Source organism: Arthrobacter sp. GCM10027362, from assembly GCF_042679445.1.
Lineage (GTDB): Bacteria > Actinomycetota > Actinomycetes > Actinomycetales > Micrococcaceae > Crystallibacter.
In genome coordinates, this window is sequence record NZ_JBHTML010000039.1 from 1 (window position 1) to 26,100 (window position 26,100).

Sequence of the window (26,100 nt, forward strand, 5' to 3'; positions counted from 1 at the left end):
TGGCCGCGGCCGGCGGCGCGGTCCTGACCCGCGACGCGATGGCCGGGTGTTTGCCCGACGCCACGGCGGACAATGCCCTGGACATGGCGGTCAGCCGGCTGCGGCAGGCGCTGCCGGACCCGCGGCTGGTGGCGACCGTGGTCAAGCGCGGGTACCGGCTGAACGTCTAGCGGGCTCCGGGGATGCCCTGCTGCATCTGAGGTCCTACGGCACGGGTGCCCTTCCGCGCCTGCATTTCCCGCTGACGGCGAAGTGCAGGCTGTCTGCCCCGCACCGGTGCAACATGAAGGAGCAGGCCGTCGTCCGGATCCACGCGCATTGCCCGGCTACTCCCCACAGCGGTGCCTACGCTCATGTGAACCGCCGGGCCGCCGCGCGGACTGCGGTCCTCCACAGCGCCGTGAACACCTCGGCGGCGGGTACCCCGGCGGCAGGCCGCCGACAGGACGGCGGGCCCGGCCCCGGCGGCCTCTTCGTGCGGAGTTTATGCAAAGATGGGAAGCCAGAGCGGGCCGGCCCAGGGCAGGGCCCGGGATCGTCCAGGAAGGGAGCACCATGTCCGACATCGCCTCGTACATTGACCACACGCTGCTCAAGCCCGAGGCGTCGCGCGAGGACATCCTGCGGGTCTGCGAGGAGGCGGTCAAATACGGCTTCGCGTCCGTTTGCGTGAACCCGATCTGGGCCGCCCTGGTGCACAATACGCTGAAGGGGTCGGGGGTGAAGACCTGCAGCGTGGTGGGCTTCCCGTTCGGCGCCACACCGACGGACGTTAAGGTCTACGAAGCGCGCGGGGCCAACCTGGACGGTGCGGACGAGATCGACATGGTCATCAACATTGCGGCGGCCCGGGCCAACGACCGCAGCTCGCTCTATATGGACATCGCCGCCGTGGCGGACGCAGTGCACGCAGGCGGGGCCATCCTGAAGGTCATCCTGGAGACGCATTTCCTCACCGACGAGCAGAAGGTCATGGTCTGCGAGGCTGCCGTCGAGGCCGGCGCGGACTTCGTCAAGACCTCCACCGGGTTTGGCGGCGGCGGTGCCACCGTCGAGGATGTCATGCTCCTGCGCAAAGCCGTCGGTCCGGACCTGGGCGTCAAGGCCTCCGGCGGCGTGCGCACCGTCGAGGACGCCCGTGCCCTGATCGAGGCGGGCGCAACACGAATTGGCGCCAGCTCATCTGTCGCTATTGTTAATGGTGAACAGGGCGCGGCGGCCTACTGAGGCCGGTTCCCAACGCCCCACCCACCCGCACTATCGAGGAGTTTCCCCATGCCCCGCACCACGCAGCGCTCCCATGCCGGCGAAGGCCGCCTGGCCGGCAACCTGATCACCTTCCTGGTTGTGCTAGTGATCTTCTTCGCCTCGCTCGTCAGCTTCAGCCTGGAGCCGCAGATCGGCGCCATCCCGGCGTTCGCCCTCGGCCTGATCCTGTTCGCCCTGGCCTTCTTCATTCCCAAGCAGCTCCTCGGCCGCTCGGACTCGCACGAGGTCAAGTAGTCCCGCTGCCGTATCCGGCCCGCCCTTCCCGGCAGGAGGGCGGGCCTTCCCATGGCGCCATCCGGCAACGGCACGAGCAGGAGTCCCTGGCCCAGGCACGGGCAGGGCCGTCCGCCCGGTGCCACGGTCGCCGGGCATCATGCTCATAGCGTGGACCCGGCAGGGCGCCGCGCAGGGACGGTCAGTCCTGGACCTGCGGGGCCAGCCGGTAGCCGACGCCGCGGACGGTCTCCAGCCAGCGCGGGGACCGCGGATCGTCCCCCAGTTTGCGGCGCAGGTTGCCGATATGCACCTCGACCGCGCGTTCGTCCGCCTCGCTGACGAACGCGCCGGTGTCATAGTGTTCGTACCGCAGCCGGCGGACCAGGTCCGACTTGGTTCGGACCACCCGACCGCTCTCCATGAGGGCATGCAGCAGGTCGAACTCGGTCCGGGTCAGGTCCACGTCCCGGCCGCCCAGCTGCGCCGTGCGGGTCGCCTGGTCCACGAGCAGGCCGTTGTGCACCAGCGCGCTGGAATCCGCTTCGGGCACCGGAACAGGCTGCGCGGCAGCCGCGCCGGCATGGCGCGGACGGCGCAGCATGGCAGCCACCCGGGCCCGCAGTTCGCGCGGCCGGAACGGCTTGGTCAGGTAGTCGTCGGCACCGGCCTCCAGGGCCAGCAACGTGTCCAGTTCCTCGGCACGCGCCGACAGCATCACGATGTAGCCGTCGCTGAATTGGCGTACCTGCCGGGCCACCTCGAACCCGTCGAAGTCCGGCAGGCCCAGGTCCAGCGTGATGATGTCCGGTTCGAAGCGGCGGACCGCTTCCACGCCCTCGGCGCCGGTGGCGGCGGCGTGGATCTCGAACCCGGATTGCTGCAGAACCGATTCGAGAATGCTTCGGATGTCCCCGTCGTCCTCAATAATGACCGCCACACGTTGGCTATTCACGCTGCCCCCCGACTTCGCCTGAACTTAACCATATTGCTGCACTACGTAAACCATGTGCAGGTGAACTATTCACCAGCCACAGAGCTGCAGTATACCTGCCCCCTGCCGGCAGGTTACACGGACGTGCGCCGGCTTCCGGCCGCCGGCCCAAAGGCCGGTGCCGCCGCGGCCGGCCCTGTCTATACTGGTGCTCGTCCCGACGGCGCCCGGCGCCCGCCGCGGAGCAGCAAACGGTCCATGGGGGAAGGACGCGTCACGACATGCCCGCATTCATCAGGCACGTACCGGTTCCGGCCGGCACCAACCGGCAGATTCACCGGGGATCGCTGCGCCGCCGTGTCCTGCTCAGCCAGCTGCCGCTGGTGGCCGCCGTCGCGATGGTCACGGCAGCGGCCGCGTTGTTCCATCCGGGCAGGCTTGCCAATCCGGTTTTCGCCGGCGGCCTGGTCCTGCTGGCGCTGCTGACCGCCGCCTGCGCGGCAGTGCCCTGGCACCGGCTGCCCTACGGCTCCTTCTGGGTGATCCCGATACTCGACTTCGCCGTCGTCGGCCTGGTCCGCCACGGAGCCGCCGACGCGTTGGCCGGCCTGTACCTGCTGGCGGTCTTTCCGGTGTTTTGGCTGGCCTGGTCCGGTGTTTGTGCGGTGGCGGCCTGCCTCATCAGCCTGGCCGCCGCGGCGGCGGTCGTGTGGGTGCCGGTCATCGCCGCGGCCGGGCCCGTGGAGCCTGCCGACCTGGCCACCCCGGTTGCCGTGCCCATCGTCATGCTGGCACTGGCCGTTTCGGCGGCGCTGGTCAGCGGAAACCTGACCGCACGGAACCGTGCACTGGCGGCCCGGGACCGGGAGTTGCAGCGCCTGCTGGCGGAAAGCAAGAAGCGCTCCCGCCTGCTGGACACCGTCCTGGACACCGTGGGCGTCGGCGTGGTGGCCGTGGACGCCGGTGGCCGGGAGATCCTGATGAACAGCCAGCAGCGGATGTACCACCGGCTGGCCGTTCCGGCGGGCGCTGCGGATCCTGGCGAATCCGGGCTGCTGGCGTTCGAAGCGGACCGGAAGACCCCGATAGCGGCCCGGGAACGTCCGGTTAGCCGTGCCGTCCGCGGCGAATCCTTTTCGGACCGGCTCATCTGGCTGGGGCCCGGCGAGCGGCAGCGCGCCGTGTCCGTCACAGCCCGCGCGATGACGGACGACGACGGGCGGTTCGACGGCTCGGTCATCACCTTCACCGACGTGACCGACCTGGTCACCGCGCTGGCGGTCAAGGAGGAATTCGTCGCCAGCGTCTCCCACGAACTGCGCACCCCGCTGACTTCGATCATGGGCCATCTGGACCTGGTCCTGGAGGAGGAATCCGGGCTTCCCCGGGACGCCGCCGCCGCCCTGCGCATCGCCCTGCGCAATTCCGAGCGGCTGCTCCAGCTGGTCACCGACCTGCTCTCCACCGCCACCGGGAACTACTCGGTCAGGTTGCGGCCCGCCTGCCTGGCCCAGGTGCTGCGCGCCAGCGTCGCATCCGCCGGCCCCAAGGCGGAGGCGTCCGGCGTCAGGCTGCACCTGGAGGCTCCGCAGACCCTGCCGGCGCTGATCGATCCGGAGCGGATGGGCCAGGTGGCGGACAACCTGCTCTCCAACGCGATCAAATACTCCCCTGCCGGCGGGGACGTCTCGGTCCGTGCCTGGGCGGATTCCGGCGGTGCCGCCTTCCGGCTCGAAGACCACGGGATCGGCATTGCCAAGGCGGACCACCGCAAGGTTTTCACCAGGTTCTTCCGGACCGGGAACGTGCGTCAGGCGGCGATCCCCGGCGTCGGGCTGGGCCTGGCCATCACCAAGTCCATCGTGGATGCCCACGGCGGCCGGATTACGTTCGAGAGCGAGCCGGGCGCCGGCACCACCTTCACGGTATGCCTGCCGCCGGCGGACACGGTCCAGGTCCCGGCGGAAGCGGCACCGGCGTCCCGGCCGCGGGCCCATGCGCGCTAGGCGGCCGTGGAGCCGCACTCCGGTGTGGTCGGCACTGGCCCTCTACGCTGCGGCGCTGGCCTTCATCGTGCTGTGGCCGGTGCCGGTGGACCGGCCGGCTGCCGGATTCCTGCACACCACGCTCCAGGCGCTGCACCGGCACGGCGTGCCGGCGTGGATCGATTACGGCGCGGTGGAATTGGCGGCCAATGTCCTGCTCTTCCTGCCCTTCGGCCTGCTCGTCGGCGCCCTGCTGCCATGGCCGCGGCGCTGGCTTGCCCTGGTCCTGGCCGCGGCGCTGTCCGGTGCGGTCGAACTGGCACAGTACCTCTTCCTGGACGAACGCGTCGGCACCTTCCAGGATGTGCTGGCCAATTCGCTGGGCGCGGCACTGGGCGCCGCGGCCAGCCTCGCGCTGGAACCGCGCCCCAGGTCTTCCCGCCGGCGGAAGGGGCGACGGTGAGGTGCCCGGGACCACGGAGCCCGGGACCATGGAGACCGTCATTTTCCCTTAATCTGGAAGCAGTAGCGTCAATGCAGTAAGTGACGTCGGGATCTGCAAGGGACGTGTGAATGCGTATTTCTGTTATCGGCTGCGGTTATCTGGGGGCGGTCCATGCCGCGTGCATGGCCAAGCTGGGCCACGAGGTCGTCGGGATCGACGTGGACGAGCGCAGGATCGGCGACCTGCAGGCCGGACGGGCTCCGTTTTTCGAACCCGGCCTGCCGGAGCTGCTCGCCGAGGTGCAGGCCACCGGCCGGCTGAGCTTCAGCACCGAGATGGACGACGCCGCCGGTGCCGGGGTGCACTTCGTGTGCGTGGGCACCCCGCAGCGCAAGGGCGAATACGCGGCCGACCTGCGCTATGTCGATGCCGCGTTCGCCTCCCTGGCCGCCCACCTGCGTCCCGGCGACGTGGTCGTCGGCAAGTCCACCGTGCCCGTGGGCACTGCGGCCCGGCTGGCCGCGGACCTGGCCGGCACCGCACCGGAGGCGGTACTGGCCTGGAACCCCGAATTCCTGCGCGAGGGCTTCGCCGTGGCCGACACCCTGCACCCGGACCGCTTCGTCTACGGCGTCCCGGCCGGCGGTACCGGGACGGCGGCGGCCGCCGCCCTGGACGAGGTCTACGCCGCCCCGCTGGCCGACGGCACCCCCCGCCTGGTCACCGACTACGCCACCGCCGAGCTGGTCAAGACCGCCGCGAACTCCTTCCTGGCCACCAAGATCTCCTTCATCAACGCCATGGCCGAGCTCTGCGACGCCGCCGGCGCGGACGTGACGGTCCTCGCCGACGCCATCGGCCTGGACGAACGGATCGGCCGGCGCTTCCTCAACGCCGGCATCGGCTTCGGCGGCGGCTGCCTGCCCAAGGACATCCGCGCCTTCATGGCCCGCGCCGGCGAACTCGGCGCCGACCAGGCGCTGACCTTCCTGCGCGAGGTCGATGCGATCAACATGCGGCGGCGAACCCGGGTGGTGGAAATGACCCGCGAGCTGTGCGGCGGTTCGCTGCTGGGCAAGCGCATCACCGTCCTGGGCGCCGCCTTCAAGCCCGATTCCGACGACGTGCGCGACTCCCCCGCCCTCTCGGTGGCGGCCCAGCTGCAGCTGCAGGGAGCCACCGTCACCGTCACCGATCCCGAAGCCCTGGCCAACGCCAAGACCCGCTTCCCGGAGCTGACCTACGACCCGGTGCCGGAAACCGCCATTGCCGGCGCCCACGCACTGCTGCTGCTGACCGAGTGGAGGCAGTACACCAGCCTGGATCCGGCCGCCGTCGGCGCGCAGGTCGCCGAGCGCAATATCCTCGACGGGCGCAACGTGCTGGACCCCGCCGCCTGGCGTGCCGCCGGCTGGAAGTACAAGGGCATCGGCCGGCCCTGAGCCGGCCCGGGCCGGCGAAGTTGGGTGCGCTCCGGCGCTCGGGATAGAGTTTTGCCTGACCTCGGCGCCGCCGCCGGCAGGCGCATCTTCCTGCGCGGCGAACGCCCTGACACTATGCACTACGGGAGAGACACCATGGCCCTCAACGCCTCCACCACCCTGCCCTACTCCGTTGCCCAGGTGACGGACACCTTCATCAGCGAGGCGTTCCTCCGCCACATCAGCGAACTCGTGGGCGGGAACCTGGTTTCCGTGAACCTGGACGGCTCCGTGGACGGCGCCTTCAACCTGACAGTGGTGCGCAAGCTGCCCACCACCCGGCTGCCGGAGATCGCCCGCAAGATCGTCGGCGAGTCCCTCTCCGTGACCCAGACCGAGCAGTGGCAGGCCCCGGCCGCCGACGGCAGCCGCACCGCCGACGTCGAGGTCAAGGTCGCCGGTGCGCCCGTGGACGCCAAGGCCGTGCAGAAACTGGTGGCCGAGGGCGGCTCCACCCGGGTGGAACTGGAGGGCGAGGTCACGTCCGGAATCCCGTTCCTGGGCGGCAAGATCGCCGCCGCCGCGGAGCCGATGCTGGCCAAGGCCCTCAACCTCCAGGCGGCCCAGGCCGAAGCCTGGATTGCCGGCCGGGCCTGACGGGGCACGGCGCACATGCACTTACCCGCGGCATTGGCCTGGATCCTGGTCCTGGCCGGCGTCTGGACCCTGTGTGTCTGGCCCCCGTTCCTTCGCCGGGTCTGGAGGGACCCGCGCGCACGGGATGAGCGGGGCGGCGCCACCCGGTACCTGCTGGTTCATTCCATGCTCGTGACCACGTCCATGATCTTCGGCATTGCCACGCTGGTGATCGGCGTCCGGGCGCTGCTGGCCGGGCCGGCCTGAATCCGGCGTTTTCCCACCTGGACCCACCACGATGAGGCCTGTGCAGCAACCGCTGCACAGGCCTTTGGCGTCGGCGGCATTCTTTCGCTGACCTTGCGTTGACAGCGGCACCCGGCGATAGCAGGGTGGACATTACCTGCCGGGGAGCAGATCGCATTGAGGTTACGAACTGCGCGGCGGCCGCATGCCGTTGCGCCGTTCCGCGTCGGGGTCCGGCGGACACGTTCCGGCGGACCGGTTGGGGAGACATGAGCGCAAACTTCAGGTCCTGGACAGCCGGAGAGCGGCCCGGCGCCGGTGCACCTGCCGGCCGGCGGTGCCTCGCGCCGTCCACGCGATGGTGGCGGCGGGCCCGCACCGCGCTGGGCCTCGCCGTCGTCCTCGCCGCCCTGCCCGGTACGGCCCTGGCTGCCCCGGGCCCTGCGATTTCGGAATACCAGCAGGGATCCGCCGGTGCCGGGGATCCTTACTTTCCGCTGGCCGGCAACGGCGGCTACGACGTCAAGCACTACCAGCTGGACCTGGACTACAACCCGCCCACGGACGAACTCAACGGGCATGCCACGATCAGTGCCCGGGCCGGCCAGGACCTCTCCTCGTTCAACCTCGACCTGCAGGGGCTGACGGTCCATTCCGTGCAGGTGGACGGACTCACCGCGTCCTGGACCCACACCCCGGACGGCGAGCTGGCCATCCGGCCGCCGCGCGGCATCAGCCGCGGGTCGCTGTTCCGCACCGTGGTCGAATACGGCGGCAGCCCCCAAACCCTGACCCGGCCCGGGAAGGCAGGCTTCATCCATACCCCCGGAGGGGCCGTGGTGACCGGGCATCCGCTCAGCGCCCCCACCTGGTTCCCGGTGAACAACACGCCGCGGGACAAGGCCACCTTCAGCTACCGGATCAGCGTCCCGCAGGACTGGGAGGTGGTCGCCAACGGCGCGCTGCGCAGGATGTCCAGCAAGGCCGGCCGGACCACCTTCACCTGGGAGGCGGACGAGCCCATCGTCCCCTACCTTGCCTCGATCAACGTCGGCCGGTTCGACTTCCGCGAATACACCAGGGCCGGTGTCCATTATTGGGACGCCGTGGACCCGTCCCTGGAGAAGCTGGTGCTGCCCCGCAACGGCAACGGACTGGCATGGTCGCGCAGCGCCAACGCGTCCTACAAGCGCCTGGCCCGCACCATCAGCATCCCGGAGGACGGCGCCACGCTCTCCTTCTGGATGGACCGCGACACCGAACCCGGCTGGGACTTCGCCTTCGTCGAGGCCCGGGTGGCCGGGGCGGACCAGTGGACCACGCTGCAGGACACCACCGGCCATGCGACCCAGGACACCGGGTTCTCCTGCCCCGCCTGGCATGAGGTGCATCCGTTCCTGAAGCACTATCAGAGCGGCGACGGCAAGGGCGGCTGCCGCCCGAAGGGCAGCTCCGGCCAATGGTGGGCCGCCAGCGGCTCCAGCGGCGGCTGGGAACAGTGGCGCTTCGACCTGTCCGGCTACGCCGGCAAGGACGTGGAACTGGCCATCACCTACGCCAGCGACATCACGGGCCAGCACAACGGCGTGCTGCTGGAAGACATCAAGGTTTCCACCGGCGAAGGTTCCACCTCCTTCGAACCGGACCGGAAGCGGGACCGGCTCAACGGCTGGAAGGTTTCCCGTGCCCCGAAGGGCAGCCCGGCAAACGGCAACAACTGGACGGCCGGCGTCTCGGCGCCGCCGTCGATCGGTTCGAAAATCAAGGCAGCGCTCTCGCGCCAGCCGCGGATCATCGACTTCCTGTCCAAGGTGCTCGGCAGGTATCCCTTCAAGGAGGCCGGCGGCGTTGTCACCGCAGCGGACGGGCTGGGCTTCGCGATGGAAAGCCAGTCCCGGCCGCTGTATGCCAAGGACTTCTTCTACGATCCCGGCGGGGCGGACTCGCTGATGGTCCACCAGCTGGCCCACCAGTGGTTCGGCGGTTCCGTCTCCGTGTCCGGCTGGAAGGATGCCTGGCTCAGCGACGGCTTTGCCACCTACGCGCAATGGCTGTGGAACGAGAACCAGGACCTGGGCACGGCGCAGCAGACCTTCGAGTTCTATGCCGGCATTCCGGCCAAGGACCAGTTCTGGGACCTCAAGGTGGCGGATCCGGGACCGGACCGGATCTTCGATCCGAGCCTGCAGGCGCGGGGCGCCATGGTGCTGCAGCAGCTGCGCACTACGGTGGGCGATGACACCTTCTTCAAGATCCTGCGCCGCTGGGTGAAGGACCACGCCGGCGCCGACGCCTCCACTGCGGACTTCATCCGGCTGGCCGAAGAGGTTTCCGGCAAGGACCTCGGCAAGCTGTTCGACATCTGGCTGTTTGCCTCGGGCAAGCCCGGCGTGCTCTGACCGGCCCGCCGGTGCTGCCGGCCGGGCGGTCAGGCCCGCGGCGGCTCCTGCCCGGGCGGATACGGCGGCTCGCCCAGCACCCTCAGATGCTCGTTGTATTCGTCGATGGAAAGCTCGCCGCGGGCAAACCGCTGGTCGAGGATCTGCCGGGCCGGACTCCGCGGCGGCGGAAGCACCCGTTGTCCCGCCTGTCCCGCCACTGCCCATTCCGGCCCCTGCCGGCCCGGGCCGCCCGTGAAGGCGCGCACGACCAGCGTTGCCAGCAACGCGATGATGGCCAGCAGCAGCAGGCCGAAAATCCAGGCCCAGCCCATTTCAAACCAGTATCCCCGCAACATGCTGACTCTCCTTCGATACGCCAAACGCAGGGCCGACGAATCGGTCGTACGGCCAGAATACCCGCGGTCCCGGGGAAGAAATAGGGGCCTGCCCGGACATTGGTCACGGCCGGAACCGGTCCGGCCGTGCCCTCCCAGCGTAGGAAACCGCCCGTCACCGGTGCGTTACCCCGGCATCACCCGGCGGGCCGTCACCGGTTCAGGTTCACGATGGTGTCATGGCCGCGGGTGTCGACCCGGCGGGTGCCCACCTTGCCGATCGCCGCCGTGGAGCCGATCAGCAGGCAGGAGTCGAAGGCCTCCCGGTAAATGTAGATCGGCCCGAACTCCCCGGCCCAGACCGTGCCGTCGGTGGCTTCGGCGTAGAAGCAGAAGTACCGGTTGCCGGTGTTGAGTACGTGGGCGGTGCCACCGGGGCCGATGACCCACCAGCCGCGGGTTCCCCACTGGCCGTCATGGCTGCAGGCGTCCGGGCTGTAGAACATCACGGCCACGCTCACGCTGCCGGCGGTGTTGTTGCGGAACCTGATCTCCACCGCTCACCGCCCCGGTTCCCGCTCGATGCGGATCATCTCGGCCACGGTGGCATGCGGGATCTCCTCCATGTTCCGCGGCGGCAGGGCTGCGGATCCGGCGCCGAACGTTTCCTCCGGCCGGTCGTCGGCGGGAGCCGCTTCGCGGCCGGGGCTTTGCTGCACTTCCATCGGAGCGGTCCCGCCAAAGGCCTCGGTAGGTTCCGGTTCCCTGGCGGGCGTGTGGGACTTGGGCATGTTTTCCTCCCTTATTCCGGGTCAGGACGGTGAAGCGGCCGCCGGCGGCGTGCAGGCCGACGTCCACAGTTATCCAGGCCGTGACCGGCTGCGCGGTGTCGGTATTGAGGGCGCTGGCCATTTCCCGGCCGGACAGGCTGCTGGCGGTCATGGATGCCTCCTGAAGGAAATCCCCGGCCTGGAAGGCGGGTTCGCAGGACAGGTGCGTTGCCACCCTAGGCGGACCGCGTTACGCGGGCGTTACTGGCGGCCGGCGCCCCCGCCGGCTGCAACGGCCGGGTAACGGCCTTGCGCTACACCAGCCGTACCAGACATGGCCAACCTCAGCTTCACGGAGATCAGGGACAACGATGGCGGCATCCGGGTCGTCTTCGCGCAGGGCAACGGCTCCTGGTCCTATCTGGGCATGCAGGCCCAAAGCATCCCGGTGTCCGAACTGAGCATGAACTTCGGCCGGCTCACCCGGATCCCGCCGACGACGAGCCGCGGCGCATGGTACGGCATGAGGTCGGCCATGCCATCGGCCTCGTCCACGAACAAGGCCTGCCGCCTGCTGCCGTGAACCCGGCGGCAGGCGTGCCGGATAACGGCCCCGCCCCTACAATAGGGCCACGGGCTCTTCAGCCGCGGTGCTCCGCTCCGGCGGACCAAGCCTTCGGGCGTCTCGACGATTATCCGCTCTTCCTGAATGTCGACAACCAGCCATGAGAACAACATCCCTGTCCGGCCTCGCCGGATTCGCCACCGTCCTGGGCCTGCTGGCCGGAGCAGCTCCTGCCGGCGCCGCCACGACCGCCGCGGCAGACCTCGCCATCCAACTGCCGGACCGCGGCTCGCTGCTGGCCGACGGCGCGGGCGTCTCGGTCACGGTCACGTTCCGGTGCGATGCCGGGCAGTCCTACAACATGTTCGTGGAGCTGTCCCAGACCGTGCTGGACGGCCGGACGGCTTCGGGAACCGGGTTTGTCGGCCCGGGTACCTGCACCGGCAGCTCCCAGACCGAAGACCTGCTGCTGCTGGCGGCCGGCGGCTACTACGCCTTCCGCACCGGGGACGCGGTCGCCCGGGCTTCGGTCTCGGTGTGCCCGAACCAGCAGATCTGCAGCCAGGCCATGGACTCCGGGGTGCTGGAGCTGCGAGAGTCGTTCGCGGACTAGCACGTCGTGCCGTCCCGGCCCGCCGGGCGCCTGCGGCCATCGGCAATCCGTCGGGACCCGATCATCTAGCTTCCACCGGCCGGGTCGCGGACCAGCCGGTCCAGGATGGCCGCCAGCTGGGCGCGCTCGCCCTCGCCCAGCACGGCGAAATAGTTCCGTGCCTGCTCCTGCTGTGCGGCCCGGATGGCCTCGGCCAGGCTGCGCCCGGCCTCTGTCAGCGAGACCACGGTGGCCCGGCGGTCGGCCGGATCCGGCTCGCGCATGCACCAGCCGCGCTGCTGCAGCCCGTCCACCACCTCGGTAGCCGAGCGCGGCACGATGTGCAGGCGTTCGGACAGCTCGCCGAGGCGCAGCTGCCCGTGCCGGCGCAGCATTCCGAGCGCGCGCGACTGCGACGGCGAGACGTCCCAGGGCGCCAGCACCTCGCGGGAGCGCCGCCGCAGCTGCCGTGCCACGGCCCAGAAGGAATCCAGCAGGTTTTCATCGGCCACGGGAATAGCCTAGCAGCTGATACAGTTGTAGCCTCATATTGAGGTTTCCCCAGTATTTTGCGGCCGCGGTCCCTGCCGCCGGCCCGGCAGAAAGGGGTGGTTCCCACGGAACCTGCCAGCATGAACCCCGGCCGCCGCTTCGCCCCGGCCCCCACCGCCGAGGAACGGGAGCAGGCCGGCCGCGTGTCGCTGCGCCGCATCGCCGGCCTGTTCGCCGCGTACCGCCGGCAACTGGCCTTGGTGACGGCCATCATCGTCGCATCCTCGGCGGCCTCGATGGCCGCCCCGTTCCTGCTGCGGGCGGTCATCGACACCGCCCTGCCGAAGCAGGACCTGCGCCTGCTGATCCTGCTCACGGCCGGAATGCTCGCCGTCGCCCTGGCCACCGCCGTGTTCGGCATCCTCCAGACCTGGATCAGCACCCGGGTCGGCCAGCAGGTCATGCACCGGCTGCGTTCGGACGTCTTCACGCACCTGCAGCGCCAGTCCCTGGGGTTCTTCACCCGTACCCGCAGCGGCGAAATCCAGTCCCGGATCACCAATGACATCGGTGGCATGCAGGCGGTGGTCACCTCCACGGCCACCGGCATCGCCACCAACCTGACCACTGCCGTCGCCACCTTGGCGGCCATGGTGGCGCTGTCCTGGCAGCTCTCGCTCATCTCGCTGCTGGTGATGCCCCCTGCCATCATGCTCGCCCGCAAGGTGGCGGCCATGCGCCGGGAGCTCACCGCCCGCCGCCAGCGCGAGCTGGCCGACATGAACGTGGCCGTCGAGGAGTCCCTCTCGGTCAGCGGCATCCAGCTGAGCAAGACCCTGGGCACGGGACCGGCGCTGGCGGCGCGCTTTGCCGACTCCTCAAAGCGCCTGACCGAGCTGGAATTGCGCTCGGAACTGGCAGGGCGCTGGCGGATGGCCACCATGGGACTGGTCTTCGCCGCCGTTCCGGCCCTGATCTACCTGGCCGCCGGGCTGCCCGCCACCGCGGGGCAGATCAGCATCGGCACCGTCGTCGCCTTCACGGCACTGCAGAACGGGCTCTTCCGGCCGTTGCTGGGGCTGATGAGCGTGGGCATCAGCCTGACCAGTTCACTGGCGCTGTTCGCCCGCATCTTCGAATACCTCGACCTGCCGGTGGAGATCGCCGACCCGGCCGTACCGGCCGATATCGACCCGGCCCGGCTGGACGGGCACGTGCGCTTCGAGCAGGTCAGCTTCGGCTACCCCGGCAGCCCGATGCCCGCCGTCGACGGCGTGGAACTGGACATCCCGGCCGGCACCAGCCTGGCCCTGGTCGGACAGACCGGCTCCGGCAAAAGCACCCTGGCGGCCCTGCTGGCCCGGCTGCACGACCCTGCCTCCGGGCGGATCACCATCGACGGGGTGGACATCCGCACCATGGCCCTGGCCGATCTGGCTTCAGTGGTGGGGATGGTGAGCCAGGAAACCTACCTGCTGCACGCCACCGTGCGCGAGAACCTGCGCTATGCCAGGCCCGGCGCCACCGATGCGGAAATCGAGCAGGCCGCCCGGGATGCACAGATCCACGAACACATCGCGGCGTTGCCGGAAGGGTACGACACCATGGTCGGTTCCCGCGGCTACCGCTTCTCGGGCGGGGAAAAGCAGCGCATCGCCATCGCCCGGACCCTGCTGCGCAATCCGCAGGTGCTCATCCTCGACGAGGCCACCAGCGCCCTGGACACCCGCACCGAACACGCGGTGCAGGAGGCCTTCGACCGGCTGGCCCGGGGCCGGACCACGATCACCATCGCCCACCGGCTGTCCACCGTCCGCAATGCGGACCAGATCGCCGTGCTCGACGCCGGGCGTGTCGTCGAGCACGGCACGCACCACAGCCTGCTGCAGCGCCGGGGCCGCTACGCGGCCCTGGCCGCCTGAGGGGGCCACCCGCACGCCGGCGCTGCTAGCGGATGTTGATGCAGGCCAGCCGGTCGCCGGCCATGCCGGCCTTGCCCTTTTCGGTCATCGTAGGCATGGCATGGATCACGATGGACCGGCCTTCACCCGGGCGGAACTTCCAGTCCACCGTGCTTTCCACCTGTGCGTTGCCGTCCTGGTCCGTCTTGAAGTCCAGCCAGACCTCGTTCTTCGGGTTGGCGTAGGCCGGATCGACCGAGGGCTGCACCGGATCCTTCTTGTTCTGGTAGTGCGGGCCCGAAGAGCCGGGCTCCTTGCCGCAGGGTTTCACATGTACGTGGGCGCCGAACTTCCGGTTGGCTTCGAGCCCCTCGACCTTCAGGCTCACGGTGGTGCTCTTCCCCTCGCTCTTCACCAGGGTCTCCACGTCGGCTCCCTTGGGAATTTCCGGCTGGTGGTAGGTGATGGCGGTGGCGTCCTCGAACTCATTGAACTTGGACTTGACCGGCTGCCCCTCGGCGTAGGTGCCCGTGTTGACCGGGCTGGAGGGGTTCACGGCCGACTGCTGGCCCGAACCGGTGGGCTTCTCGCCGCATCCGGCCAGTGCCAGCAGGACCGCTGCCGCAGCGGCGGCCATGAGGGTGGTGTTGCCCGGTTTGAGTGCCATGATTCGTCCTCCATTGCGTCGGCCATCTACGGACCCGCCGGCGCCGATGACGATCCTGCCACCTGATTGGTTCATCACTGCTCTCCTGCGTTCGCGGCTCCAGCAATTACAGGATGGCAGGGAAGCCCGGGCAAGAACAGCCTCGCCGGCAGCACAACCGGATCGGCGGCAGGATAACGATTCGCCCACAGTCTGAGCCTGCCCGGCCGATCCGCCGCCGTCGAACGGCGCCGCGGGAATACGATGGCTACGGCGGTCCCACCGGCCCGCCGTTCCCCGCAGTGCGCCGCAGGCCCGCGTCCCGCCCGCACCGCGGTCCTGCCCGACAGATGAAAGTTGAGGTCATGACCCAACCGGCCGACATGGTGCAGTATCCGCGCCGCCGCGACATCCGTACCGGATCCGCGGATCCTGTTCCGCCGACAGGCATGATCCCGATTGTCCCCCTGGTCGCCGCGCCGTCCGGTGATCCGCTGCCCACGCGGAAGGAACTGCGGACCGGAATGAGCCAAGCCGTGCCTGAACCAGCCGCCGCGCGGCCGCGCAGGCCCCGGCAGCACACCTGGCGCACCTGGCTCTGGATGGTCCCCGCCGCGGTCGTGATCGCCGCCGCGGTGCTCTGGCTGCAGTTCGCCGGGTAGCGTCCGCCCGCCCGCTGCCAGTGACAGGTCGGGCCCCGCCCGCTAGATTGGGCCTTGGAAGCCACCGAGGAACAGGAGCAGAGCCATGATGCGAGCCCTCACGTTCGGCGCCGGACTGGCCGTCGGCTATGTTTTCGGCACCAAGGCCGGCAGACAGCGGTACGAGCAGTTGAAGAGCCAGGCCGGGAAGTTTTGGCAGAACCCGCGCACCCAGGAAAAGATCACCGAGGCGAAGGACACGGTGAAACATACCGTGGCGGAGAAGGTCCCGGTCCTCAAGGACCGCTTGCAGTCCGCCGGGAACAAGACAGACACTTCCTCCGCCGCCCGGCAGGAACTGGACCCGGAGTCAGGCACTGCCAACTCCGCCTTCCCACGCCAGGCCGGCGCCGGAATCAGCGGCACCGTCCCGGAGACCGAACCGGATGTGCTGTCGGACCCGGCCCGCACCGACGAACTCGGCAATGACTGGTCGGACGAAGGCGGCGCGACCTCTGCGGGACCGGCGACGAACACGGATCCGACCAAGGGGCCCGGCAGCATCTGAGGACAGGTCGGGCCCGGCGGTGAGCCGCTAACCGCTTGGCAGGCTCACCGCCGCCCAAATGCCTGAAGCCATCGGTCGTTCCCCTGACGGCCGCGGGTACGGTCGTCCACGCCGTCCCATAACACGGCTGTAACGCGCAAGGGCTACGCTCAGCTCAATTCGCCGGCAATCTTCGGAGCCTGCCATGAGCACAAGCGGAAATTCCCCATCGCCAATGATCCCGCCGGTCCCGCCGGGAGCTCCGCGCACAGTTCACCGGGAACCCGCCGGAGTCGATGTGCCGTCTTTGCTCCATCCCAGTGAATACGGGCGGCTGCTGCTGGCCCTGACCGCGACGATCATTGTATTCGGAGTCGCCGCGCTGGCCGCTTATGCAATCTACGGTGCCGCAGCGGTCGCCTTGACAGCGGGTCTGCTTTTCTTCGTGGGCGCCTTTGTATGGGCGGTGCTCCAGGTATTTCGGGCTGCCTTGCTCGGCAACGGGGTGAAAGTGACGGAGGACAGCCTCCCGGTACTGAACTCGGTCATCGGAGAGGTCCGCTCGATGCTGGATTTCAATCGTCCCGTGGACGTTTACGTGGTGGAAAAAGCATCGAGCCCGGCAAGCCTGACCAGCTATCTCGGCACCCATATCATCCTGCTGGAAGGAAAACACATTGCCGACCTGCAGACCGATAGGAACAGGCCGCAGCTGGTTTTCCTCCTGGGCCAGCTCTTTGGCGCCCTTAAAGCCAGGCATGAACGGTTTACGCCGGTCATCGTCGCCCTGTCCGCGTTGGAAAATCTGGGCGTCCTGAATATCTTCCTGTATCCCTACCATCGGGCCACCACCTATTCCGGGGACCAGATCGCGGCCAGCTGTTGCCGCGATGTGTCCGTCGCCGCGATCGTGATGAACAGGCTCCTCGTGGGTACGGACCTCAGCCCGGATCTGAACGTCCGAGGCGTTTTGGACCAGGCAGCCCTTGTCAGGTCACAGATCCTGCCGCGGCTGGTTCAGCTGTTCCGAAGTACGCCGCACCTGACCAACCGCTACCTGAATCTCCTGGCTTTTCTGTCCCAGCGCCTGCCGGCAGAGACCGAGGCCTTCCTCAGGACGCTGGATGAGGATGTACGGCGGCGCCTGGCGGCGGCTTTGCAGGGTTCTCCCCACCACCGTTCCGGACAGCCCGCGAGGAAAACTGCACAGACGGTGATTGCCTCAGCCACGGCCGCCGTCATCCTCGGCCTGGCAGCAGCCGCGCTCCTCGGCCTCCCGGGCGGCGGGTCGGCGGCGGGCCCCAACCTGCCGCCCGGGAAGCCTGCCGGGCCTGCGGATGAGCTTGCTGCCCATGTTCCGGAAAGCTTCCGCGGATCCTGCCGGATCCACCAGGAGACAGATCCGGTGCTCGTCGACGGTCTGGTTGCCGCGGTAAGGTGCGCACCCGGAGCCGGGGGACCTCAAACAGTCACCTATTACCAGTTCGATTCGACGTCCGCGATGGAGACAGCGTACGGCTCCATCACCGCAGGGCTGCAGCCGGGCGACTGCTCATCCAGCCTCGGCATCGTGGACTACGGCAGCGAAAGCCTGGCCTGCTTTATCACTGCGGACAACAGCACGGGGCTGCTCTGGACCGCACACGAACTCAACATCATGTCTTACGCGCAGGATCCCGCCATGCCGCTCCCTGAGCTGCGCGACTGGTGGAGCACCGGGTCAGGGCCCGGGTAATGGAGCACCGGTGAAACACACCCGCCCGCCGGCAGCTGTGTGACGCGGGCGGTTCACTCCTTGAAAAGCGCGTCAATGACACCCTGCGCCCACTCGAGGATTTCGGCGTCGGCCAGGTCCCGCCCGCCCACGCGCGACGTCTTCGGCTTCGGGATCAGGATGAAATCCAGGGCCGGCTTGACCTGCGAGCCCGGGTACATCCGGTTCAGCCGCATCACCTTGGACTCGGGCAGCTTCGCCGGGGCGAACTTGATGAAGTTGCCCTGCACTGCCACGTCCGTCAGCCCGGCGGCCCGGGCGCCGACCCGGAACCGCGCCACCGCGATCAGGTTCAGCACCGGCTGCGGCGGCTCGCCGTAGCGGTCCGCCAGCTCCGCGGCCACCTCCTCGATCGCCTCGTAGGTCAGCGCGGCGGCCAGCTTGCGGTAGGCCTCCAGCCGCAGCCGCTCCCCCGGCACGTACTCGTGCGGCAGGTGCGCGTTGACCGGCAGCTCGATCTTCATCTCGGCGGCCTTCTCCTCCGCCTCGCCGCGGTATTCGGCCACGGCCTCGCCCACCAGGCGGATGTACAGATCGAAGCCCACGCCCTGAATGTGCCCGGACTGTTCGCCGCCGAGCAGGTTGCCGGCACCGCGGATCTCCAGGTCCTTCATCGCCAGCTGCATGCCGGCGCCGAGCTCGTTGTGCGCGGCCACGGCCTTGAGCCGCTCCAGCGCCACCTCGCCCAGCGGCTTCTCCGCCGGGTAGAGGAAGTATGCGTAGGCGCGCTCGCGGCCGCGGCCCACCCGGCCGCGCAGCTGGTGCAGCTGGGACAGCCCGTAGGAGTCGGCCCGGTCCACGATCAGCGTGTTGGCGTTGGAGATGTCCAGGCCGGTCTCGATGATCGTGGTGCAGACCAGCACGTCGAAACGCTTTTCCCAGAAGTCCACGATGATCTTTTCCAGCCGGGCCTCGGACATCTGCCCGTGCGCCACTTCCACGCGGGCCTCCGGCACCAGTTCGCGGATGCGGGCGGCCTGCCTGTCGATGGAGGAGACCCGGTTGTGCACGAAGAACACCTGGCCCTCGCGCATCAGCTCGCGCCGGATCGCCGCACCCACCTGCTTGTCCGTGTAGGCGCCCACGTAGGTGAGCACCGGGTGGCGCTCCTCCGGCGGGGTGGCCAGCGTGGAGGTTTCGCGGATGCCGGTCAGGGACATTTCCAGGGTCCGCGGAATCGGGGTCGCGGACATCGCCAGCACGTCCACGTTGGTGCGCATCTTCTTCAGCGCCTCCTTGTGTTCGACGCCGAAGCGCTGCTCCTCGTCCACGATCACCAGGCCGAGATCCTTGAATTCGACCTCCTTGGACAGCAGCCGGTGGGTGCCGATCACGACGTCGACGCTTCCGTTCTTCAGGCCTTCCACCGTTTCCTTCGCCTCCTTGGCGGCCTGGAAGCGCGAAAGCGGCTTCACCCGCACCGGGAAACCGGAGAAGCGTTCGGAGAAGGTCTCATAGTGCTGCTGGGACAGCAGCGTGGTGGGCACCAGCACTGCCACCTGCTTGCCGTCCTGCACCGCCTTGAACGCGGCGCGCACCGCAATCTCGGTCTTGCCGTAGCCCACATCCCCGGAGACCAGCCGGTCCATGGGCACCTCGCGCTCCATGTCCGCCTTGACCTCGTTGATGGTGGTCAGCTGGTCCGGCGTCTCCACGTACGGGAACGCCTCCTCCAGCTCGCGCTGCCACGGGGTGTCCGGGCTGAAGGCATACCCGCGCGAGGCCATCCGTGCCGAGTACAGCCGGATCAGCTCGCCGGCGATCTCCTTGACCGCCTTGCGGGCCTGGTTCTTGGTCTTGGCCCAGTCGGAGCCGCCCATCTTGGACAGCGCCGGCGTGTCCCCGCCCACGTACCGGGTGACCTGGTCCAGCTGGTCGGTGGGCACGAACAAACGGTCCCCGGGCGCACCGCGCTTGGCCGGGGCATACTCGAGCACCAGGTATTCGCGCATGGTCTTGGTGGGTCCGGCCCCGGAGGAACGCTGCACCAGCTCCACGAATTTGGCGACGCCGTGCTGCTCGTGGACCACGAAGTCGCCCTCGGTCAGCTGCAGCGGGTCGACGGCGTTGCGCCGCTTCGAGGGCATCTTCCGCATGTCCCGGGTGGAGGCGGCGGAGGTGCGCCCAAGCAGGTCCGCCTCGGTGAGCAGGCCGAGCTTCAGGCCGTCGAAGACGAAGCCCTTGCCCGCGCTGGCCCGGGTGATTTCGATGATCCCCGGCTGCGGCGGCGTGTCCAGGGATTCCACCCGCGTGGCGGGGATGCCGGCGTCGTGGAAGAGCTCGGCCAGCCGCTGGGCCGGCCCGGGGCCCTCGGTGGCAACGACGACGCGCCAGGCGTCCTTGACCCGCGCGCCGATGAACTCCATCATTTCGGCCACGTCGCCCTGGTAGCCGCGCGGCTCGCGTGCGGCGATGGTGAGCGTGTCGATGTCCAGCACCGTCTCGTCGTCGGGATTGAAGGAGGTAACGGACCACCAGGACACCGCATTCTCCAGCGCGGTGACGCGGGTCTCGGCCAGCGAGCGGAATCCTGCAGACTCGAGGTCGCCCTGCAGCGCCGGGTCTGTATCCAGCGCCAAAGGCGCAGGTCCGCCGTCGGAGGCCGTGGCCCAGGCCGCGGCAAGGAACTCGGCGTTGGTCGCCTCCAGGTCGTGTGCCCGGGTGCGCACCTTTTCCGGTTCAATCACGACGGCGATGCTTCCCTCGGGCAGTTCGCCCAGGAACGGCACCATGGCGTCCACCAGCACCGGGGCCAGGGACTCCATGCCTTCGACGGCGATCCCGCCGGCGATCTTCTCGAGCATGTCCGCGGCGGCCGGCATCCGGTCCTTGAGCTTCGCGGCGCGGCTCATTACCTCCGGGGTGATCAGCAGCTCGCGGCACGGCGGGGCGTAGAGCCGCATGGGGTGCTTGACGTTCCCGCCGGAGAGCGAGCGCTGGTCTGCGACCGCGAACCAGCGCATCGCTTCCACCTCGTCGCCGAAGAACTCAATGCGCACCGGGTGGTCCTCGGTGGGCGGGAAGACGTCCAGGATGCCGCCGCGCACGGCGAATTCGCCGCGGCGGGTGACCATGTCCACGCGGGCATAGGCGGCATCGGCCAACTGCCGGACCACGGCATCGAAGGGCACCTCGTCGCCGACCGTGAGCGAGACCGGCTTGAGTTCGCCCAGCCCCTTGACCAGCGGCTGCAGCACCGCGCGCACCGGTGCGACGACGACGTGCAGCGGTCCGCCGTCGTCCCCGGCCGGCTCGCCAAGCTGTGCCAGCCGGCGCAGCACGGACAGCCGGCGGCCCACGGTGTCCGAGCGCGGCGAGAGGCGCTCGTGCGGCAGGGTTTCCCAGCTGGGAAACTCCTCCACCGAGGCCGGCGGCAGGTAGCTGCGCAGCGCAGCGGCCAGGTCCTCCGCCTCCCGGCCCGTGGCGGTGACGGCCAGGACGATCCCGGACTCCAGTCCGTCCACCATTTCGGCAAGGAGCGCCGCGCGCAGCCCCGGCGGGGCGCCGATCTGCAGGTCCTCGCTGCGCCCGTGGACCGGCTTCGCGGCCTGCTCCCGGACCTTCGCGAACGAGCCGTCCCCGCCCAGGGCAGTCCGCAGTCCGTTCAGGCTCATGATCTCTTTCCTTCCCGGTCGCCGCTGCAACCGCGGCGACGACAGCACAGGGCAACGCAAATACCCGGAGTTCGGCCGGGCTCCGGGGTCGGGTTAAACAGTACCGCCTTGGCGGGCACGTTCTCCCGCGCAAGACGGTACTGTCCGGCGGCACTGTCCGCCGGATATTTGGTTCCAGTGGACTACCGGCGGCCGGTGGCGGGGTGCGGACGGGGCTCCATCCTCTAGCGGATCCGGTCCCCTGTGGCGGCGTCGATCTTCACGCGGGTGGAGGAGCCGTTCGCGCCGTCAATCTCGATTTCCCATACCGGCTTCCCGTCCTCTTCGTCCAGGGAAGCTTCATCCAAGGTGCCCGGCACCTCGTCCAAGGCCGTGCGGAGGGCATCGGCCAGCCCGGTGCTTGCCGCCTCCAGCCCGCTGCGGTCATCGGGCTCGGCGGAGCCGTCGTTCTTCCGGTCCAGCACCTCCCGTCCGTCGGCCGACACCAGGACCTCGTATTCGGTGTCCCCGCCGACGACGCTTACTTTCCATGCCTGCCGGCGGTTGCTGAAGTCAATGCCGACGGCGCGGCCGTCCGTGATCGCGGCCTCGGCTGCTTCGACGGCGGACCGGCCGTCCGTCGGTCGCGTTGCTGCGCCCGTGGCCCCGGGCGATGCCATGCCGGTGGCCCCGGGGGAGGCCGTACCGGTGGCGCCCGGTGACGGGAGGCCGTCGATGTCAGGGAAGGCCGTGGCCGTGACGGTCACGGTTGCCGTGGGGGAAACCTGCCCGGTTTCCGGCGATTCACCAGTGCAGGCGCCCAGCAGCAGGGCCAGGCCGACGGCTGCGGAAAGCGTGAAAAAATGTCTCGGAGGTTCCATGACCCAATTGTTGCGGTCCCGACCGTGAGAGGCCAGTGCCTGGCAGGCTTGGGGCCTATGTCCGCTGGTTCTTTCCACGCTTAGCTGTTTCAACGCGCCGCGCGGATCCGCCGGCGGAACGGAACCCCCAAGGGGCCGGCGGCTGCTGGGGGGCGAAATCCCGGTCTCGGAAGATTTCTAACCGCCGGCCCCGTTCTGGGGGTTGCCGGCCTGCCAAGGCAGGGCCGGCACGAGGGCCGGGACACTCGCCTGCGTGTTCCTGACCGCTCGCTTATCAGCCTATGGACCGGACCGGCCGGCAGCATGAGTAGGCCGCACTCGACTTTGGCACCGGCTACTGGCGGCCGTGCCTGGCGGCTACGTGCGGATTACCTGCGCGCTACTTGGGGGCCGGACCGGCCCCGCGGCAGCTTCCCTGCCGAATCTGAGGGCCAGTTCCCTGCGGCTGCGGATGTCCAGCTTTTCGTAGATCCGGTAGAGGTGCCCCTCCACGGTCCGGACGGATACCCCCAGCCGGGCGGCGATCTCCCGGGTCCGGATTCCGCCGGCTGCCATCACCGCCACGTCGCGTTCCCGGCGGGTCAGCTGGCGCCTGGAGGTGGCATGCGGCAGGCGCGGGCCGGCGATCCCCGGCCACTGGCGGCGGAGGTTCTGCAGGAACCTGCCCGCTTCCTTGGCCAGCCGGTGGTTGGCCTCGCCCGCAAAATGGCGCACACTCTGGGCGGCAGCCTCCGCCGCGACCATCAGGTGCCCGGCGGCCGCTGCCTTCTCCGCCGTTGCCAGCGCCTGTTTCCCAGACCTGGTGCGCAGGGCCCGGGCAAGGCCCAGGTAGATCTCGGCCTCGGCCCCCTCGACGGCGCCGGCGCAGCGGATCATCTCCCCGAGCCGGTCCCGGTCCCCCAGCCGGATCATCAGCATCCGGACCTCCAGTTCCGCCGCCGGCAGGCCGCGGCCGGCCAAGCTCCCGGCGATGTCCGCCAGCCGCTCCACGGCGGCGGAGGTACCGCCGAACAACGCGGTGGATCTGGCAATGTGCGCTTGGGCGAGCAACGAGGTCTCCGGCGGGCCGTGATGGGCCAAGGCGCCGAATTCCTCCGCATACCGGCCGGCCGACGGCCTGTCTTCGGCCAAGGCCGCCGCGGCCGCCGCCCGCCCCAGCGCACAGGGCAGCAGCTGTTCGGGATCGCACAGGCGCAGGCCTTCCACGGCCGCAGCCAGCAGGTCGAGGGCGTCGCGGACGAATCCGCGTTTCAAAGCCAGCCAGGCGCGGAGGAAATCCACGCTGCCGCCAAGGACCAGCATGGCCGCGGTCCCGGACTCCTCCAGGAGCGCCAGTTGCCGGGCAGCGGCCTCCAGTTCGCCGTTGCGGATCAGCTGCCGGGCCAGGCGGATCCGCAGCTGCGGCACCGGGACCGGGCCGCTGTCCGCACCGCCGGTGATCTGCTCCAACGCCTGCATCACGGTGGCCGTGCCCTGCACGCCCAGGCCTGCCGCCGACTGGACTTCCGCCAGCAGCACCAATGCCTGCACGTGGTCGGGCCGGTCCGCACAGCTCCGGAGCAGCCGGTCCAGGTCCCCCAGCATGTCCGCGGGGCGGCCGCCGGCATGGCGTGCCTGCAGCCGGAGCAGCTCGACGCCCGGACAGTCCGGGATGCTCCCGGCCGGATGGCGCATCCGCACCAGGGCGGCCTGCCAGGCGGCCGCCAGTTCCTCAAGCGCGGCCCGCCCCTCCCCCTGGTGCTGCACCAGCTGGGCTGCAAGGCCGGCGGCCTGCGCTACCTGCTCCGGATCCCCGGACGTTCGGATGACCTGCCAGGCCAGGGACCGGGCCAGCCCGAGGTGCCCCCGGTACAGATGTGCTCTGGCCAGCTGCACCGCGGCCGCGGAACTTGTGCCGCCCCGTGCGATGGCCAGGGCGGTGCCCGGCAGGAAGGCTGCATTGGCCGCTTCGGCGGCAACCAGCAGTTGGCCTTCCGGCACCGGTTCGCCGCTGTCCATGGCCCATCTGACGGCCAGCAGCCGCTGCTGTTCCGCCAGAGGCGCGGCCTGGGGGCCGCCGAACCACCGGTGCACCAGGCGTTTGAGGCCAACCGGCGCCAACCGGCGCACGGACTCTTCGTGCAGCGCCGGCGTCAGGCGGAGCTGCGCGTCGGAGCCGCCGGGGTCCAGATAGCCTGCAGCTGCCAGCCGGTCGATGGTCTCCGGATCCACCAACTGTTCCGCCGCGCTGCGCCGGACCGGACCCATGAGGGCCAGCATAGTTATGCCTGCGCGGTCGGCCTGGCCCAGACGAAGCAGCTCCAACCTGGTGGCATCCAGCAGCGCCGGGCTCCCGGCCGGCACTTCCCCGAGCAGCAGCCACACTCCGTTGCGCTGCACCAGGCGCCCGGTGCGCCGGGCCTCTTCCAGCAGGAGCCCCAGGCTCCGCGGATTGCCGCCGGAGGCCTCGCCGAGCATCCGGATACTGCCCGACAGTACCGGGGAGCCCAGCTCCGCCCGGCAGAATTCGTCCCGCTGCTCCCATGTCAGCGGTTCGAGCTCAACGCGCTGCAACCGGCCGCCCCCGGCCGGCGCGGCCGGACCGTCCGCCTGCCCGTGGCCGGGGCGGGCGGAAACCAGGAGCCGTGCAGCACCCCCGGCCGCCAGCCGGGCCAGGACCCGGGCGCTGCCCGGATCGAGTTCGTCCGCGTCGTCGACAACGATCACGGGGCGGCGCCGGAGGTCCGCATCCGTACCGACGAACCCCAGCACCGTCCGCAGGACGTCGGCAACGGCCTGCTCGCCGCCGACCGGAAGCCGGGCCAGCATGGGGGTCAGCGCCCCGAAGCGGACATCCATTCCCGCGGCGGTGCCGGCGGCCAGCCGGATGAAACGGAACCTGTCCGCCGCCGATGCCATCAGGGCATGCAGCAGCGCGGTCTTGCCCATGCCTGCCGGTGCCAGCACCATCGCGCCGCCGGACCGGGCATCCGTGAGGGCGCCGACGACGGCGGACACCTGGTCCTGCCGGCCGATCAGCGCAGTGCACTGCTCATCCATTCCGGATCCCTCCTCCGTGCGGCCAGGTCGCCGGGCACCGGATCGCGCCTGGGTTGAAGCTTCGCGTACAGCTTGTGCAGATGTCCCTCGACGGTGCGGACGGAAACCCCGAAGTGCCGGGCAATGTCCGCATTGGACCAGCCCGCGGCAACGAGCCCGGCCACGTCCCGCTCGCGCGCCGTCAGCGCCTGGCCCCCGCCCAGCCGGCCCACGCAGAAGTCGAAACCTGCGCTGTCCGCATGGATGTACTGCTGCGCCGCCCGCATCATCGCCGTGTCGCCGCCGGCCAGCGCCAGGGCCAGCCGTGCCGCCTCGCGGGAAAACACCGCATCGCCTTCCCCGGCGGCCAGCCGGGCCGCGGCCAGGAGTGCCGCAGAATCCTCCGCCGGCAGGCCGGAGGTGAAGGACGCGCAGGCCCGCGCATACGGTCCCTGCACCTGCTCCGCCACGGCGGCAAGGTCGGGCAGGGCATCGACACCGCCCAGGCGTGCGGCGCCGCTGAGGAAACGCAGGGCAGCGGCAAGGGCGCCTTGGTCCGCGGCACGGCGGCCTTCCCCGCACAGCTGCGCCGCGGCCGAAGGATACGAGGTAACGGTGGCCCGTGCCATGCCGGCGTAGTAGCCGGCGGCCGCCTGCACCTGCCACGGCACGCGCGCTTCGTCGCCCGAGACCGCCAGATGGGTCCGTACGCCGTCCCCGTCCTGCAGGAGGGCATAGGCAAAGGCGCAGGCAGCGTCCGCCAGCCGCCGCAGCCGGCCGACCCGGTCCTGCCGCAGCCGGGCAGCGGCAGGCAG

25 protein-coding genes are annotated in these 26,100 nt (G+C 69.7%); 15 read left to right on the forward strand and 10 right to left on the reverse strand.

The features are described from left to right. The first annotated feature begins 23 nt into the window (after positions 1–23). The 3 genes from ACFQ36_RS08255 (at position 24) to ACFQ36_RS08265 (ending at position 1,503) form a co-directional block, all read left to right on the forward strand. Complete coding sequence (locus ACFQ36_RS08255; RefSeq protein ID WP_377012512.1) at positions 24–170, forward strand: winged helix-turn-helix domain-containing protein; 147 nt, start codon at positions 24–26, stop codon at positions 168–170. A gap of 385 nt (positions 171–555) precedes the next feature. Then, complete coding sequence (gene deoC, locus ACFQ36_RS08260) at positions 556–1,227, forward strand: deoxyribose-phosphate aldolase (RefSeq protein WP_377012464.1); 672 nt, start codon at positions 556–558, stop codon at positions 1,225–1,227. A 48-nt stretch (positions 1,228–1,275) separates the two neighbouring features. Next, positions 1,276–1,503: a hypothetical protein gene (locus ACFQ36_RS08265; protein ID WP_377012466.1), complete on the forward strand. Its 228-nt coding sequence runs from the start codon at positions 1,276–1,278 to the stop codon at positions 1,501–1,503. A 181-nt stretch (positions 1,504–1,684) separates the two neighbouring features. Here ACFQ36_RS08265 and ACFQ36_RS08270 read toward each other — a convergent pair whose 3' ends face one another. Next, a complete protein-coding gene (locus ACFQ36_RS08270; RefSeq protein ID WP_377012468.1) occupies positions 1,685–2,437 on the reverse strand; it encodes a response regulator transcription factor in 753 nt (250 codons plus the stop codon). Positions 2,438–2,697: 260 nt separating this feature from the next. On the opposite strand from ACFQ36_RS08270, the gene ACFQ36_RS08275 reads away from it, so the two are divergent. The 6 genes from ACFQ36_RS08275 to ACFQ36_RS08300 all read left to right on the forward strand — a co-directional run bounded on the left by ACFQ36_RS08275 (position 2,698) and on the right by ACFQ36_RS08300 (position 9,548). Beyond that, complete coding sequence (locus ACFQ36_RS08275) at positions 2,698–4,422, forward strand: sensor histidine kinase (RefSeq protein WP_377012470.1); 1,725 nt, start codon at positions 2,698–2,700, stop codon at positions 4,420–4,422. 22 nt (positions 4,423–4,444) lie between these two features. Next, positions 4,445–4,864: a VanZ family protein gene (locus ACFQ36_RS08280; protein WP_377012472.1), complete on the forward strand. Its 420-nt coding sequence runs from the start codon at positions 4,445–4,447 to the stop codon at positions 4,862–4,864. Between the two features lie 110 nt (positions 4,865–4,974). Next, complete coding sequence (locus tag ACFQ36_RS08285; RefSeq protein ID WP_377012474.1) at positions 4,975–6,288, forward strand: UDP-glucose dehydrogenase family protein; 1,314 nt, start codon at positions 4,975–4,977, stop codon at positions 6,286–6,288. Between the two features lie 135 nt (positions 6,289–6,423). After that, the gene (locus tag ACFQ36_RS08290; RefSeq protein WP_377012514.1) at positions 6,424–6,924 is read left to right on the forward strand and encodes a DUF2505 domain-containing protein; all 501 of its coding nucleotides are present in this window, start codon (positions 6,424–6,426) and stop codon (positions 6,922–6,924) included. Between the two features lie 15 nt (positions 6,925–6,939). Further along, entirely contained in the window at positions 6,940–7,170 is a 231-nt protein-coding gene (locus ACFQ36_RS08295; RefSeq protein WP_377012476.1) for an SCO4848 family membrane protein, read from the forward strand. 248 nt (positions 7,171–7,418) lie between these two features. After that, the gene (locus ACFQ36_RS08300) at positions 7,419–9,548 is read left to right on the forward strand and encodes a M1 family aminopeptidase (protein WP_377012478.1); all 2,130 of its coding nucleotides are present in this window, start codon (positions 7,419–7,421) and stop codon (positions 9,546–9,548) included. Between the two features lie 29 nt (positions 9,549–9,577). Here ACFQ36_RS08300 and ACFQ36_RS08305 read toward each other — a convergent pair whose 3' ends face one another. From ACFQ36_RS08305 to ACFQ36_RS08315, 3 genes are all read right to left on the reverse strand, one after another. Further along, positions 9,578–9,886, reverse strand: coding sequence for an SHOCT domain-containing protein (locus ACFQ36_RS08305; RefSeq protein ID WP_377012480.1), 309 nt, complete (start codon positions 9,884–9,886; stop codon positions 9,578–9,580). 191 nt (positions 9,887–10,077) lie between these two features. After that, positions 10,078–10,422, reverse strand: coding sequence for a hypothetical protein (locus tag ACFQ36_RS08310; RefSeq protein WP_377012482.1), 345 nt, complete (start codon positions 10,420–10,422; stop codon positions 10,078–10,080). A gap of 3 nt (positions 10,423–10,425) precedes the next feature. Then, a complete protein-coding gene (locus ACFQ36_RS08315) occupies positions 10,426–10,656 on the reverse strand; it encodes a hypothetical protein (RefSeq protein ID WP_377012484.1) in 231 nt (76 codons plus the stop codon). 313 nt (positions 10,657–10,969) lie between these two features. On the opposite strand from ACFQ36_RS08315, the gene ACFQ36_RS08320 reads away from it, so the two are divergent. Then, positions 10,970–11,218: a hypothetical protein gene (locus tag ACFQ36_RS08320; RefSeq protein WP_377012487.1), complete on the forward strand. Its 249-nt coding sequence runs from the start codon at positions 10,970–10,972 to the stop codon at positions 11,216–11,218. A 142-nt stretch (positions 11,219–11,360) separates the two neighbouring features. After that, positions 11,361–11,813 (forward strand): hypothetical protein, encoded by a 453-nt coding sequence (locus ACFQ36_RS08325; protein ID WP_377012489.1) that lies wholly within the window; start codon positions 11,361–11,363, stop codon positions 11,811–11,813. A gap of 65 nt (positions 11,814–11,878) precedes the next feature. On the opposite strand, the gene ACFQ36_RS08330 is transcribed toward ACFQ36_RS08325, so the two are convergent. Next, entirely contained in the window at positions 11,879–12,304 is a 426-nt protein-coding gene (locus ACFQ36_RS08330; protein WP_377012492.1) for a MarR family winged helix-turn-helix transcriptional regulator, read from the reverse strand. Between the two features lie 120 nt (positions 12,305–12,424). Here ACFQ36_RS08330 and ACFQ36_RS08335 point away from each other — a divergent pair, with 120 nt between their 5' ends. Further along, positions 12,425–14,206, forward strand: a complete 1,782-nt coding sequence (locus tag ACFQ36_RS08335; RefSeq protein ID WP_377012494.1) for an ABC transporter ATP-binding protein — start codon at positions 12,425–12,427, stop codon at positions 14,204–14,206. A 25-nt stretch (positions 14,207–14,231) separates the two neighbouring features. Here ACFQ36_RS08335 and ACFQ36_RS08340 read toward each other — a convergent pair whose 3' ends face one another. Beyond that, positions 14,232–14,852 carry a superoxide dismutase family protein gene (locus ACFQ36_RS08340; RefSeq protein WP_377012496.1) on the reverse strand — a complete coding sequence of 207 codons (621 nt, stop codon included), beginning with the start codon at positions 14,850–14,852 and terminating at the stop codon, positions 14,232–14,234. Positions 14,853–15,196: 344 nt separating this feature from the next. On the opposite strand from ACFQ36_RS08340, the gene ACFQ36_RS08345 reads away from it, so the two are divergent. The 3 genes from ACFQ36_RS08345 to ACFQ36_RS08355 all read left to right on the forward strand — a co-directional run bounded on the left by ACFQ36_RS08345 (position 15,197) and on the right by ACFQ36_RS08355 (position 17,754). Beyond that, positions 15,197–15,493, forward strand: a complete 297-nt coding sequence (locus ACFQ36_RS08345) for a hypothetical protein (RefSeq protein WP_377012498.1) — start codon at positions 15,197–15,199, stop codon at positions 15,491–15,493. Positions 15,494–15,578: 85 nt separating this feature from the next. Beyond that, a complete protein-coding gene (locus ACFQ36_RS08350) occupies positions 15,579–16,040 on the forward strand; it encodes a hypothetical protein (protein ID WP_377012500.1) in 462 nt (153 codons plus the stop codon). A 277-nt stretch (positions 16,041–16,317) separates the two neighbouring features. Continuing rightward, positions 16,318–17,754, forward strand: coding sequence for a hypothetical protein (locus ACFQ36_RS08355; RefSeq protein WP_377012502.1), 1,437 nt, complete (start codon positions 16,318–16,320; stop codon positions 17,752–17,754). 53 nt (positions 17,755–17,807) lie between these two features. Here ACFQ36_RS08355 and mfd read toward each other — a convergent pair whose 3' ends face one another. The 4 genes from mfd to ACFQ36_RS08375 all read right to left on the reverse strand — a co-directional run. Continuing rightward, positions 17,808–21,407, reverse strand: coding sequence for a transcription-repair coupling factor (gene mfd, locus ACFQ36_RS08360; RefSeq protein ID WP_377012504.1), 3,600 nt, complete (start codon positions 21,405–21,407; stop codon positions 17,808–17,810). A 224-nt stretch (positions 21,408–21,631) separates the two neighbouring features. Beyond that, a complete protein-coding gene (locus ACFQ36_RS08365) occupies positions 21,632–22,267 on the reverse strand; it encodes a PepSY domain-containing protein (RefSeq protein ID WP_377012506.1) in 636 nt (211 codons plus the stop codon). 357 nt (positions 22,268–22,624) lie between these two features. Then, positions 22,625–25,306 carry a LuxR C-terminal-related transcriptional regulator gene (locus ACFQ36_RS08370; RefSeq protein ID WP_377012508.1) on the reverse strand — a complete coding sequence of 894 codons (2,682 nt, stop codon included), beginning with the start codon at positions 25,304–25,306 and terminating at the stop codon, positions 22,625–22,627. Further along, positions 25,282–26,100 (reverse strand): LuxR C-terminal-related transcriptional regulator (locus tag ACFQ36_RS08375; RefSeq protein ID WP_377012510.1); only part of this gene is annotated, 819 nt, incomplete at its 5' end. The genes ACFQ36_RS08375 and ACFQ36_RS08370, both read right to left, overlap by 25 nt.

Coding starts and splice junctions, on each gene's coding strand:
- ACFQ36_RS08290 (WP_377012514.1), top strand. CDS start 6,424: ATGGCCCTCAACGCCTCCACCACCCTGCCCTACTCCGTTGCCCAGGTG.
- ACFQ36_RS08335 (WP_377012494.1), top strand. CDS start 12,425: ATGAACCCCGGCCGCCGCTTCGCCCCGGCCCCCACCGCCGAGGAACGG.
- ACFQ36_RS08285 (WP_377012474.1), top strand. CDS start 4,975: ATGCGTATTTCTGTTATCGGCTGCGGTTATCTGGGGGCGGTCCATGCC.
- ACFQ36_RS08340 (WP_377012496.1), bottom strand. CDS start 14,852: ATGGCACTCAAACCGGGCAACACCACCCTCATGGCCGCCGCTGCGGCA.
- ACFQ36_RS08305 (WP_377012480.1), bottom strand. CDS start 9,886: ATGTTGCGGGGATACTGGTTTGAAATGGGCTGGGCCTGGATTTTCGGC.
- ACFQ36_RS08350 (WP_377012500.1), top strand. CDS start 15,579: ATGATGCGAGCCCTCACGTTCGGCGCCGGACTGGCCGTCGGCTATGTT.
- ACFQ36_RS08265 (WP_377012466.1), top strand. CDS start 1,276: ATGCCCCGCACCACGCAGCGCTCCCATGCCGGCGAAGGCCGCCTGGCC.
- ACFQ36_RS08300 (WP_377012478.1), top strand. CDS start 7,419: ATGAGCGCAAACTTCAGGTCCTGGACAGCCGGAGAGCGGCCCGGCGCC.
- mfd (WP_377012504.1), bottom strand. CDS start 21,407: ATGAGCCTGAACGGACTGCGGACTGCCCTGGGCGGGGACGGCTCGTTC.
- ACFQ36_RS08325 (WP_377012489.1), top strand. CDS start 11,361: ATGAGAACAACATCCCTGTCCGGCCTCGCCGGATTCGCCACCGTCCTG.
- ACFQ36_RS08370 (WP_377012508.1), bottom strand. CDS start 25,306: ATGGATGAGCAGTGCACTGCGCTGATCGGCCGGCAGGACCAGGTGTCC.
- ACFQ36_RS08345 (WP_377012498.1), top strand. CDS start 15,197: ATGACCCAACCGGCCGACATGGTGCAGTATCCGCGCCGCCGCGACATC.
- deoC (WP_377012464.1), top strand. CDS start 556: ATGTCCGACATCGCCTCGTACATTGACCACACGCTGCTCAAGCCCGAG.
- ACFQ36_RS08365 (WP_377012506.1), bottom strand. CDS start 22,267: ATGGAACCTCCGAGACATTTTTTCACGCTTTCCGCAGCCGTCGGCCTG.
- ACFQ36_RS08320 (WP_377012487.1), top strand. CDS start 10,970: ATGGCCAACCTCAGCTTCACGGAGATCAGGGACAACGATGGCGGCATC.
- ACFQ36_RS08315 (WP_377012484.1), bottom strand. CDS start 10,656: ATGCCCAAGTCCCACACGCCCGCCAGGGAACCGGAACCTACCGAGGCC.
- ACFQ36_RS08295 (WP_377012476.1), top strand. CDS start 6,940: ATGCACTTACCCGCGGCATTGGCCTGGATCCTGGTCCTGGCCGGCGTC.
- ACFQ36_RS08275 (WP_377012470.1), top strand. CDS start 2,698: ATGCCCGCATTCATCAGGCACGTACCGGTTCCGGCCGGCACCAACCGG.